The sequence below is a fragment of the Mesorhizobium sp. WSM4841 genome (assembly GCF_055811515.1).
Genome location: NZ_JBVVQC010000006.1, coordinates 97052 through 109177, shown reverse-complemented (window position 1 = coordinate 109177; position 12126 = coordinate 97052). Strand labels below are relative to the sequence as shown.

The 12126-nt window shown below is 62.9% G+C and carries 11 protein-coding genes; all 11 read left to right on the top strand.

Annotated features, from left to right (window positions below):
• The first annotated feature begins 116 nt into the window (after nucleotides 1-116).
• The 11 genes from tssA to icmH are packed head-to-tail and all read left to right on the top strand — an operon-like array spanning nucleotide 117 to nucleotide 12126.
• The gene (gene tssA / locus AC0L14_RS09490) at nucleotides 117-1283 is read left to right on the top strand and encodes a type VI secretion system protein TssA (protein ID WP_473526259.1); all 1167 of its coding nucleotides are present in this window, start codon (nucleotides 117-119) and stop codon (nucleotides 1281-1283) included.
• Between the two features lie 6 nt (nucleotides 1284-1289).
• Nucleotides 1290-1829 (top strand): type VI secretion system contractile sheath small subunit, encoded by a 540-nt coding sequence (gene tssB, locus AC0L14_RS09485; RefSeq protein WP_123149512.1) that lies wholly within the window; start codon nucleotides 1290-1292, stop codon nucleotides 1827-1829.
• Nucleotides 1830-1832: 3 nt separating this feature from the next.
• Nucleotides 1833-3338 (top strand): type VI secretion system contractile sheath large subunit, encoded by a 1506-nt coding sequence (tssC, locus tag AC0L14_RS09480; protein WP_123149511.1) that lies wholly within the window; start codon nucleotides 1833-1835, stop codon nucleotides 3336-3338.
• A gap of 48 nt (nucleotides 3339-3386) precedes the next feature.
• Entirely contained in the window at nucleotides 3387-3842 is a 456-nt protein-coding gene (locus AC0L14_RS09475) for an Hcp family type VI secretion system effector (protein ID WP_023801311.1), read from the top strand.
• Nucleotides 3829-4578, top strand: coding sequence for a type VI secretion system baseplate subunit TssE (tssE, locus tag AC0L14_RS09470; protein ID WP_473526499.1), 750 nt, complete (start codon nucleotides 3829-3831; stop codon nucleotides 4576-4578). Before AC0L14_RS09475 ends, tssE begins: the two co-directional genes overlap by 14 nt.
• A gap of 1 nt (nucleotide 4579) precedes the next feature.
• On the top strand, nucleotides 4580-6454 hold the full coding sequence (gene tssF / locus AC0L14_RS09465; RefSeq protein WP_473526260.1) for a type VI secretion system baseplate subunit TssF: 1875 nt from the start codon (nucleotides 4580-4582) through the stop codon (nucleotides 6452-6454).
• A complete protein-coding gene (gene tssG / locus AC0L14_RS09460; protein WP_473526261.1) occupies nucleotides 6418-7485 on the top strand; it encodes a type VI secretion system baseplate subunit TssG in 1068 nt (355 codons plus the stop codon). Before tssF ends, tssG begins: the two co-directional genes overlap by 37 nt.
• The gene (tagH, locus tag AC0L14_RS09455; protein WP_473526262.1) at nucleotides 7482-8969 is read left to right on the top strand and encodes a type VI secretion system-associated FHA domain protein TagH; all 1488 of its coding nucleotides are present in this window, start codon (nucleotides 7482-7484) and stop codon (nucleotides 8967-8969) included. Before tssG ends, tagH begins: the two co-directional genes overlap by 4 nt.
• Nucleotides 8970-8972: 3 nt before the next feature.
• Complete coding sequence (tssJ, locus tag AC0L14_RS09450) at nucleotides 8973-9425, top strand: type VI secretion system lipoprotein TssJ (RefSeq protein WP_473526263.1); 453 nt, start codon at nucleotides 8973-8975, stop codon at nucleotides 9423-9425.
• Nucleotides 9426-9464: 39 nt separating this feature from the next.
• A complete protein-coding gene (tssK, locus tag AC0L14_RS09445) occupies nucleotides 9465-10799 on the top strand; it encodes a type VI secretion system baseplate subunit TssK (protein WP_023801305.1) in 1335 nt (444 codons plus the stop codon).
• A gap of 4 nt (nucleotides 10800-10803) precedes the next feature.
• Complete coding sequence (gene icmH / locus AC0L14_RS09440) at nucleotides 10804-12126, top strand: type IVB secretion system protein IcmH/DotU (protein ID WP_473526264.1); 1323 nt, start codon at nucleotides 10804-10806, stop codon at nucleotides 12124-12126.

The window sequence follows — 12126 nt, the reverse complement described above, 5'->3', positions numbered from 1 at the left end:
AGGCACCGGCTTGCAAGCTTCCATTAAGATTGAGCAACAACTAAATTGTGGTAAAGTGTCGCGGTGTGGTAACGTTGGGTCAGGCACGGCCCAAGAGCCGCTCGCTGGGGGATGGTGTGATCGATCTCGCACTCTGGCTGAATCCGCTGGACGGTGAAAATCCGTCAGGGGAAGACTTGCGCAACGATCCAGCCTTTCATGAGCTGGAGCGCCTCACGGAACAACAAAAAAAGGTCGAGTATCAAGGCAACGACAAGTCGGAAGTCGATGTTCCGATCGACTGGCCCGCGGTGCTCGCCAAGGCCGAAGAGCTGCGTACGCACGGCCGAGACCTGCGCCTCCTCGTCATCGTCACGCGTGCTCTGGCCAACGAGCATCGGCTTGCCGGGCTGACTCACGGCCTGACCCTCATCGTGCAAACCTTCGATCAGCATTGGGAAACCATGCATCCGGCCCTGCGGTCCGGTGCCACGCCACGCGACGCCGCCCTGCGCCGCATCAATGCGCTGACTGACCTTCAGAACAGCCAGGATGGCCTGCTCAAGGACCTGCGGAAAATGACGTTTTTCGCGCCGCGCGCCATCGGGCCGGTCCTCGGCGAGGACCTGGAGAAGGGTTCCCTCGAAGAGCGCGTCATGCTGCTTGAGGCTGCCTCGGGGCTGAACGCGGCCGAAAAGGCAGCGCTGGCGAGCGCGCACAGCCAACTGTTGAACCGGGTGCGCAGCGCATGCGCGACACAGATCGATCAGGCCGGCGCGGAGATGACGTCGCTCATCGCCGACGCCCGCGCCGCGATCGCGGCTCTCGATGCGGTCGAGGCCGCCCTCAACGCTCGCGTCGAAGGTGGCGCCACCGCTCCGGAATTGAAACGGTTTCTGCAGCGTGTACTGACGACCCTCGAACGAAACTCGGCCGCCGGGGCCACCGCGAATGGCGCCGCGAAGCCAGTTTCGGCGCCTGCGGAACCGGCAACGCCTGCTCGAAACGGTCATGGAGCCGATCCTATGGCAAGTGTGGCAAGCTACGCGGAGCCCGCCAGCAGCCTACCCGACCGGATTTCCTCGCGCGACGACGTCGTCAAATGCCTCGACCTCGTCGTCGCCTTCTATGACCGCACCGAACCGTCGAGCCCGATCCCGCACCTCGCTCGCCGCGTGCGCCGGATGGTGCATATGGATTTTGTTGAACTGATGGAAGATCTCGCCCCGTCGGGGCTGAAGGAATTCCGGCTTCTTGCCGGCGTTCCCGATGCCAAGAAGACGGCCCAGAAGGATGAAAGGTAACAAGCCATGGCAGCCGAAAGCAAAGCGAAGGTCATCGAACGAAATCGCGCACCGCGCGTGCAGATTGCCTATGACGTGGAGACCTACGGCAGCCCGACGACGATCGAACTGCCGTTTGTCATGGGTGTGATGGCCGACCTCTCCGGCGCCTCACAGACTAGGGAAGCGTCGAAATCGGTGCTGGACCGCGCCTTTGTCGAGACCGACGCCAACCGCTTCCCCAAGTTCATGGAGGCACTCGGGCCACGCGTCAAAGCCCGAGTGAAGAATACACTACCCCAGGCTGAAGGCGCCGAACGGGACGAGGAACTGGCGCTTGACCTCACCTTCACCAAAATGGGTGATTTCGCGCCGGACAAGATCGCCGAGCAAGTTCCACAATTGGCCGAAATCCTCAAGATGCGTCGTCAGCTCGAGGAACTGCTCGGCTTCATGGACGGCCGTGTCGACGCCGAAAAGCGCATAGCGCAACTTCTGAACAACGAGCCGCTTCTCGGCAAGATCGCCAACCAGGCATTATCCGACGACGACAAGGTTCAGGAGTAAATCATGGCCGAACAACAAAAAACCGCAGCCGTTGCCGCTGAGGCGGAAGCCATCGACCTCGGAGAATTCAGCGGGCTCCTCGAGAAGGATTTCAAGGTCAAGAAGGACGACAGCGAGAAGCTGCAGCAACTCGTGCGCAATCTTGCGCTCGCGGCGCAGTCCCGCTCCGATACCACGACCATCTCGTCCAACGCGATCAAGTCGATCAAGTCGCTGATATCAGGCATCGACAAGATGCTGACTACCCAGGTGAACGAGATTCTGCATGCGCCGGAAGTGCGCGAAATGGAAGGCACATGGCGCGGCCTGTGGTATCTCGTCAACAACACCGAGACGGATCAGAAGCTGAAGATCCGGGTGATGAACATTTCCAAGGTTCAGCTTGCCGACACGCTTGAAGACTACGAAGGCCAGATGTGGGATCAAAGCCCGATCTTCAAGAAGGTCTATACGGACGAGTATTCGATGCTGGGTGGCGAGCCGATCGGCTGCCTGATCGGCGCCTACGAATTCTCGAACCATCCGCGTGACGTCGGCCTGTTGCGCAACATCTCGGGCATCTGTGCCTCCGCGCACACGCCGTTCATCGCGGCCGCCGACCCGCGGCTGTTCCGCATGGACAGCTGGCAGGAACTGCCGAACCCGCAGGACCTTCAGATGATCGTCTCGAACCCGGCCTATGCCTCGTGGCAATCGCTGCGCGAGAGCGAGGACGCGCGCTACATCGGCCTGACCATGCCACGTGTTCTGGCGCGACTGCCGTATGGCTCGGAAACCGTTCCGGTGAAGGGCTTCACTTTCGAGGAAGAGGTGCAGGCCGATCACAACAAATATGTCTGGATGAACGCGGCCTTCCCGATGGGCGTCAACATAAACCGCAGTCACAAGCTCTATGGCTGGGGCACGCAGATCCGCGGCGTCGAGAACGGCGGCACAGTCATCAACCTGCCGGTGCACTCCTTCCCCACCGACGACGGATCGATCGCGATGAAATGCCCGACGGAAGTTGCCATCGACGACCGGCGCGAGGCGGAATTGGCCAAGCTCGGCCTGATGCCTATCCTGCACCGCAAGAACACCGATCTCGCAGCCTTTATCGGTGCGCATTCGCTGCAGGACGACGAGACCCGCGCCGGCCGGCTGGTCGATCCCGACGCCCAGTCAAATGAACGACTGAGCGCCAACCTGCCCTATCTTTTCCCGGTTTCACGCTTTGCGCACTACCTCAAGGCCATTGCGCGCGACAAGATCGGATCGTTCAAGGAACGCTCCGACATGCAGATCTGGTTGACCGAGTGGATCAACCGCTACGTGCTGGCCAACCCGGCCTTCGCCGACGACAAGGCGCGCGCCAAGCGCCCGCTTGCCGCGGCCGAGGTCCAGGTCGACAGCGTGGAGGGGCGGCCGGGCTATTACAATGCCCGCTTCTATCTGCGTCCGCACTACCAGCTGGAAGGCATCAATGCCTCGCTCAGGCTGGTGTCGGAACTACCGTCCGTGAAGACTTGATTCGCAGCAACCACACCTTGTTCTGTTTAAAAGCGGTGGAGAAAGACAATGCCAGTGAAAATTGATGGTTTTCTAAAGGTTCCGGATATCAAAGGTCCAAGCGTTCGAGACGGCCACGAGGATGAAATCGAAGTCCATGGGGTCGATTACAAGATAATCGCGCCGTACGATCCGAATTCGCTTTCACGCCGCGGTCGTGTGTCCCTGGGGATGATCAAGTTCACCAAGCACTATGACAAGTCCTCACCCTATCTGAAAAAGGCGTTGTTCGACAACAAGGCGCTGGACGAAGTCGTGTTCTCCGCCCGCCGGACCATCGATGGGGAGACCAGCGACTATCTGGTCGTCACCCTGACCGACGCCTCGATCATGGAATACGACATGTCGCAGGCTGAGGACGAGGAAGACCTGATCGAGGAGGAGGTCAGCTTCGCCTACAAGAAGATCAAGTTCGTCTATGACAAGGATGACGAAATCGAAATGGATGTCTATGTCGGCAAGTGAGGCCCGGCGGCCCGGCGCGGACAAGCTTACCGGCAGTTCGCGAGCGAAGCGCGAGGCGGTCCAGCCCTCTCTTTGGGACCGCCTCGTCAATGACCTGCCGGGCGTGACCTCCGAGATCGACGGGCTGCGCCAGACCTTGCAGGACGAACTTGGCGCGGACCGGCTGGATACGCTCCTTGCGGGGAGCACGCGGCTTATCGATGCCGACGCGGAGCTGACGTCCGATCAGAAGCGGCGTCTGCACCGCCTGGTCTTGCAGACCCAACACCGCGCGGAGATCGAAAGCCGTGGCGTGGTCGTATCGGCCCGCGTCCTCAGGGAGGCAGTGCGGCGCGACATCGAGGCCTTGTTCAACACCGAGCGTTTTGAAGCTGTTCCGCTTCTTTCCGATTTCGAAAGCGAACAGGCCGCAGACAATCCGCCGTCGCTGGCCGATTTTCCGGAGGTGCGCCGAAGTGTGGTCAACTACGGCGTGCCTTCCTTTTCGGGCCGTTCGTCCCGCGACTTTGATCGCGAGACCCTGGCGCGCGAGATCCGCTCGGTCCTTGCCACCTTCGAGCCCCGTCTCAAGGAAAGCGCAACAAAGGTAACGGTGACCCTTGGCGACAAAAGTGTCGGCCTGAAGATCGAGATAGACGCCGTGCTGATCATGACGCCGACGCCGGAACGCATGCGCCTGCGCACCACAATCAATCTCGATAACGGCCTGGCGCGGACCGAATTCAGGGACAGCTGAGATGGATCGGGTCTTCGTAGAATATTACGAGGAGGAACTGACCCATATCCGCGGACTCGCGGCGGAATTTGCCGACATGCATCCGGCGGTGGCGCGCAATCTTTCGCTTGATACCGTGCCCTGCCCGGATCCCTATGTCGAGCGGCTGCTTGACGGCGTCGCTTTCCTCGCTGCGCGCACCCGGTTGAAAGTCGATGCCGAGCGTTCGCGGTTTTCACGCAGCGTCCTGGATGTCCTCTATCCCGATCTGGTTACGCCGGCGCCGGCAACGGCGATGGCAGTGCTGAAACCCGGCCAGCAGGTCCAGTCGATGATTGCCGGCCATGTCGTCAAGCGGAACACGCGTCTGGTGTCCAGTCTGCAACCCGGGCTGTCGACGCGCTGCACATTCACCACCGCGCAGGAAACGACGCTGTGGCCGATAACGATTACGTCGGTCAGCTATTTCCAGGATCGCAGCGGGTTGGCAGCGGCCGGCATAACACCGATCGGCGGCGTTGGCGGCGAGGCGGCGCTGCGTATCACGCTGGGTCGGGCCGGAAAAGGCAAGCTCGACGAACTGGCGCTTGACCGACTTGATTTCTATTTTGCCGGGCGCACCAAAGCGCCATTGCTGTTCGACGCGATTTTCGGCGCCTGCTCGGCCGTTGGTGCACGCGCCGAGGGCAAGGCCAATCCGCTAGCGCCTTTGCCAGGCCCCGAAATGGTCGGCATCAGCGACGACGAGGCGTTGATGCCTCGAACCCGTCCGACATTCGAAGGGTACCGTCTGCTGCGCGAATATTTCATGATGCCCGAGCGCTTTCACTACGTGCGGGTTTCAGGACTGCAATCGGTCGTGCGCAGATGCGACGCCGGGCTCGAGATCATCTTCATGTTCCGGCGTCCGGTGCCTGAACTTGCCGATGTGACGCCGGCGGATTTCGAACTTTTTGCGACGCCGATCATCAACCTCTTCGAGCGCGACTGCAACGTCATCGAGCTTGATCCGCGCAGAACGCGGCAAGTGCTGCATGCCGACCGCACGCGGGCGCGGGACTTCGAAATCTATCGGGTGACCCGCGTCGAGGACGCCGACACCGAGGGGACCGATGCCGAAATTCCGGAGCTCTTCAGCCTGGGGCAAAACCGCGGCAGTGGCTGGGTCTATTCCACCGAACGGCGCCCGCGCCGGGCCACCGAAGATGAACGACGCGACGGGTTGACCCGCACCTCATACACCGGCGACGACGTTTTCCTATCGGTTTCACGGCCGGCCGGAAGCCCGGCGAACCGGCCGCTGAAGCGTGTCGACATCATGGCGCTTTGCACCAACCGCGACCTGCCGATCCTCGACGACAACCCCACCTTGACGCTGGAGACAGGCGATCCGGTCGAAATGGTCCGGCTTCTCGGTGCGTTGCGCTCGCCCCAGCCGGCTATCCCGGCCGCGCTGCCCGCGGGCGCCGAAGGCGAATCCCGAGCCGACAATCTCGCCTGGCGGCTGGTGGCGCAGTTGGCGCTCAACTTTCTCAGCCTTGCCAAGGAAGGCCGCGGTATCGATCCCCTGCATGCGCTGCTCGATCTTTATGCCGACCGGGGAGATCCGAGCCTCGCCCGCAATGTGCACTCGATCGTTCGCATCGACTCGCGGTCCGTCATCGAACGGCTGCAGATCGATGGGCCGATGTGCTTCGGACGGGGCACGGAAGTGACGCTGCATGTGGACCAGTCGGTCCTGGCTGGGCAAAGCACATTGCTGCTTTCAGCCTTGCTTGCACGGTTGTTTGCCCGTCACGCCGGAATAAACGGCTTTGTGCGGACCCGCACGCGGCTGCTGCAGAAGCAGGAGGATGTGCCATGGCCGATGACGCCCGGCAATCGCTACCTGATCTAGACAAATTCGACCTGGACCGGGTCGAAGAGCTGGATGATACATTCGATTTTTTCGAACTGTTGCGCCGGCTCGAACGCAGGGGCGGGCTGTTCGGCTATTCCGGCCACGCGGATCGCGAGCCGGCAAGGCTCGGGCAGCATGTGCGTCTTAGCTTTTCCACCAAGGACGTGGTTGCGTTCCGCCAGGCGAAGGACAAGACGCCGGCCCGGGTTACGGTTGCAAATCTCGGGCTGATGGGACCGGAAGGCCCGATGCCGCTTCATTTGACACGTTGGGTGCTCGATCGTCTGTCGCAGCGCTGGTTCACCGGCGCTGACGCACGGCAGACCAGCGACACGACGTTCGTGGACTTCGTCAATATTCTCCAGCACCGCATGATCGCCCTGTACTATCGGGCCTGGGCCGACGCGCATCCGGCGGTACAGGTCGAACGTGCAGTCGGCGGCCGGGTAAGAGCCATGCTTGAAGCCATGGCGGGAATCGGACTTCCCGGCACCCACAATCCCGATCTGGACGCCGTGAAGCTTCGCCAGGCGGCGTCGCTCGCCAGCCAGGTCGACGGTCCGGAGCGGCTGACGCTGTTCCTGGCGGAAGCGTTCAAGGTGCCGGTCCAGATCAAGGAGTTCGTTGCCGCCTGGATGTCCATACCGGCGACGCTCCAGACCCGCCTCGCGCAAGCTTACGCGGTGCTGGGTCGCGGGGCGACGATCGGCCCGCGCGTTTTCAGCCGCCAAAGCAGGATCGAACTCCGCGTCGGCCCGCTCGGGTATGAGGAGTTCAAGACGTTCCTGCCGGGCGGTCAACGTCTGAAGATGTTCAAGCAGGCGGTTCGCGACATGGTCGGGGAATCGCTCGACGTCGATCTGCGGATCGTGCTCGCGCGTGAAGCGGTGCCGCCGCCCCGTATTGGAGCGGTACAGCTCGGCCGAACCACCTGGCTTGCGCGGCCCGCTGAAAGGGGCGATGCTGACGACATGCGGCTGCGGACAATTGTCGGATGGCGGCCGGAAATGGCGGAGGTCGCGGCATGAGTCTGCTGCTGACGCTGGAGCACGGACCACGCACCCAGGCGGTACGGCAGACCCGGCTGGACGAGGGTGAACTGGTGATCGGCCGTAGCGCGGACGCGGGCTGGCAGATCGATGATCCCGACATGTTCGTTTCGCGCGCCCATTGCAGGATCACCGGCGGGCGGGATGGATATTTCGTCACCGACACATCAAGCAGCGGCTTGTTCATAAACGACTCCGACAGCCCGCTCGGCGCTGGCACCTCGGTCCGTCTTCAAAACGGCATGCGGCTGAGGCTGGGCGACTACATCGTATGCGTCGATCTGCAGACGTCGGCCGCTCAAGCACCGGCAGCCAGCCAATCGTTCGCGGAACCGTCGCCACAGGCATCACGAGCGCCGGTAAGCATCGGCCGCGATGATTTCTTTTCAGCCGCGGTCGAGGAAGAGCCGCGACGACCGCGCCCCGCCGATCTGCCGAACCCGTTCGAGCAGCCGATTCCAGGAGCGTTCGAGCGCGCCAACCAGCGCAGTTCGCCTGCCTTCGACGACCCGTTCAGTCTCGACCCGGTATCAACGCCCACACCGAATGGCCCTAGCTATTCCGAACCACGTGGTGGGTCAGGCCCCGCAGATCCCTTCAGCCTCGATCCGACACCTTCCGGTGCAAGCGAGCCCGTTGCAGGCCAGCCCGCTCCAGGCCAGCCCGCTCCAGGAAGGTCATCCCAATTCGATGACGATTTCGATTTCGGGCCGGCCGCGTCGCCCGATTGGAGGAACGGCGCCGGCTCGGCCGGTCAACGCAAACACGTTGCCGGAAGGCCGCAATCGGCCAATCCCTGGGATTTGCCTGGCCAGGCGGCAGAGATCCCTCCTCCGCCACGTCCCGGCCTTGCTCCCAGACCCGCTCCCTTCCTGGCAGCAGCGCAACAGGCGAACACGGCGCTTCGCACCGCGTTCCTGCGAGGCATGGGCATCGAGGAAGCCGAGTTTCCCGGACGCGACAGCGTCGCGGAAATGGAGAAGTTCGGTCGCGAGTATCGGCTCATGATGGAAGGCCTGATGCAGCTGCTGCGCAAGCGGGCCGAGGAAAAAGGAAACGCGCGCGTCGCCCAGACGGTGGTTGGGGCCTCTGAAGTCAATCCGCTAAAATTTCTGCCGACGGTCGACGACGCCATCGTCACCCTTATCGCGGAGCGCAGCCCCGGATTTCTGGCCGGCGAAGCGGCAATCGCCGACGCGGTCCGCGATCTCGCGCAACATCATGTGCGCGCCTGGCGAGGCGTGCAGTCCGCCTTGCGGCGAATGATTGACCGTTTCGACCCGGCCGAGATCGAGAAAGAGCTCAAATCGAGTTCCGCGATCGGCACACTGCTTTCGGGCGGGCGCCGCGCAAAACTGTGGGAGCTTTACCAGAAACGCCATCGTGACATCGCCCAGAGTGCGGAATCGAGTTTTTTGGGCGAAATCGGCGCTGATTTTCGGGATGCATATGAGGAGGAGTGAAATATGATCGATCGCCGCGAATTCATCGTTGCCCTGGGCGCAACCGGGCTGCTTGCTGCTTGCCAGAGCGGTCCGCCAAAACCATCCGCGGTGACCGTCAACCTGACCGGCGCGGCCGGCATGAACCCGGGACCAGGCGGCGGCGACCGGCCGGTGACGGTCCTGGTGATGCGGCTGCGCAGCACCGGTAAGTTCAATTCGGCCGATTATTTCGCGCTGCAGGGGGATGCCGGCTCCGCACTCGCAGGCGATCTCATTGGATCCGACCAGATCTCCATCGGACCTGGAAAAACCGCATCCAAAACCATCACGGTCGAGCCGGACGCGGCTGCGCTGGGCTTCGTTGCCCTCGTTCGCGAGCCTGGCGGCCGGACCTGGCGTACAACCAAGTCGGTGTCGCCGGGGTCAAAAGTAACCGTCAACGTCACGCTTGGCAGCGGCGGCATTTCCGCCTAGCGGCCAAGGCAAGGGGTGCTCGATGCAGGAAGTAGCGGCATGAGCGATGCAAACAGGGTGCTGTGGTCCGAAGGCCTGTTTCTCCGGACCCAGCATTTTCAGCAGCAGGATCGCTTTTTCGAGGCGACGGTGCGCGGCGCGTTGCAGGCCGGGCAGTTGCATACGTTCGGCTTTCAGCAGCTGACGCTGGACCAGGCAATGCTCGATGCCGGCCAGGTCTCGATCCTGTCGGCACGCGGCATCTTTCCGGATGGAACCCCGTTCTCCATCCCGGACCTGATGGACGCGCCACGACCGCTGCCGGTCACCGCCGATACGGGTGCGGGACCGGTGCTGGTCGCCCTGCCGCTCGAGCCTGCCGGCGGTGTCGGCTTCGATCCGGCGCACGCCGCATCGACAGGCGCACGCTATCATGGGCGGATCGTTTCGGTGCGCGACGCCGTCCAGGGCGGTTCGGATCCTGAAGAAATCGAAATCGCCCGCCCGCAGGCGCTGCTGATTGCACCGGGAAAATCGGTTGGCGGCTACACCGCCCTGCCGATAGCCGACATCAAAGGGGTTAGAGCCGACGGCGGCGTCTCGCTGGACGAGACGTTCCTGCCGCCGACACTGGTTACCGGAGCGGTGGCCTGGTACCGGCAGCTGCTTCTGGAAGTTGTCACCGGCCTCGACCAGATCGCCGAGGCGCATGGCAAAATGGTCATGGGCGGGCCAGGGCGCAGCGTCGAAGACCTGCTGATGCTCAATCTCGCCAATGCGGCGCGTCCGCGGCTGGCCCACATGCTGGCGCAGGATGTTTTCCACCCGGCCGAGCTTTACCTGGAGCTTGCCGGTCTTGCCGGTTCAATGGCGACCTATGGCTCGAGCGCGCGACGGCTGAGCGAGTTGCCCGCCTACGATCACATGGCGCCCGGCCCCGCCTATTCGGCGCTGGCCGACGCCTTGCGGTCGCTCATCCTGAGCCTGCGCTACATCGAGCCTAAATCACGCGCACTGCCGGTGATGCGGCATTCGACCAATGTCTGGAAAATCCGCATCGACAACCCGAAGCTGCTGGTGGCCAGCCGGATCGTCATCCGGGTCGGCTCCGAGCTGTCGGAAGATGCGTTGCGCAAGATTTTCGTCAACCAGGCGACCGTCGGTTCGGCCGATCAGTTCGAGGGCCTGTGGAAATCCCGTCTACCCGGCATTCCACTGAAGCCGCTTCATTCCCAGCCGCGCGAAATCCCCTACGATGGCGATCGGCTGTGCCTTGAACTGGATCAGAAAAGCGAGCACTGGGCCTCGCTGCTCGATGCCCCCGGCTTCGTCATCGGCGTGTCGGGTGTGCTGCCGAGCGAGCCGCAGGTCGACTGCTATTCGGTAAACAGGTGAGATGATGAGCCGGGATGATCCTTTCGGACTGTCGGAGGATCGCGAACGCACTCGCATACGACTGACCGGCGCGCCGATGCCGCGACCGATGACGCCACTGTTGTCGGGCGTGCCAATCAAACGCTCGCGTACGCATCCGAACACGCTGGTCAACGCATTCGCGCCGCTGCTCGAGTTCGCGCCCGAGCTTGAAAGCGCGCTGCCGCCGGAAAACCCGGAAGCGCTGCGCACCCGGTTGCTCGATGAGCTGGTTCGGGCACGTGACGCGGCAATGGCGGCGGGGTCCTCTCTGGAGCGCGCCGACCAGGCAGCCTGGGTGGTGGCGGCATTGCTCGACGATCTCGCCCTGAACACGCCATGGGGCGGCGCCAGCGCATGGCCGCGTCAGCCTCTTGTGGTGATGCTGCGAGGCGATGTCGATGCCGGCACGCAGTTCTTCACCCGTCTCGACGAACTGGAGCGGCATCCGAACCGGGATCGCGAATTGCTCGAACTGCAATATCATTGCCTGGCGCTCGGTTTCCGCGGCAAATATCGTGTTCCAGGCCGGTCGGGCGACCGCTCGCTCAATGCCGTTCGCGTTGCTGCGGCGCGCTTTCTGCGCGATGCCGACGCCGACGGCGCGCCGCTGTCGCCGAACTGGAAAGGCGTGATCGCATCCGACGAGCCGCAGCGTTTCATCGTGCCGATCTGGGTGATGGGGCTCGGCGCGGCAGTTCTCGCCACGGCAATCTATCTCGGGCTGTCGATGGGACTGAGCAGTCAGGCGGTCGAGCTTTCGACGCTGGTTCGTGCTTTGCCGCCGCCGGCGCGCGGCGATATCAGCCGGACATCGCCACAGGTCGACGCGCCGCCGCCGGAGGCAGTGGATTTCGCGCTGGTGCCGGAGTTTCAGGCCGGAGCGCCGGCGAATCTCAGGGCCGCGCTCAGCGGCACCGAGAGTGTTTCGCTGGCCAGGCTGATCATTCAGGCCTCCAACCCCGAACTGTTCCAGTCGTCGCGGCCAACACTGACGGAAGGCTTCGAACCGCTGATCGGTTCAATCGCCAAAGTGATCCTCGCCAATCAGGAACTGATCGGAAACATTACCGTGGTCGGCCATACCGACAGTATTCCTTTGCAACGGTCCAATCCGCTTTCCACCAACCAGCGGCTGTCGGAAGCGCGCGCGGCAACCATTACCGAGATGCTGGTCCAGAACGGTGTGCCGCAGGACCGCATTCGCTTCGAAGGACGTGCAGCTACCGATCCAGTGGCCGACGACAGCACCCGCGCGGGACGGGCCTTGAACCGCCGCGTCGAGGTGCTGGTCGAAAAGAGGCTGTGA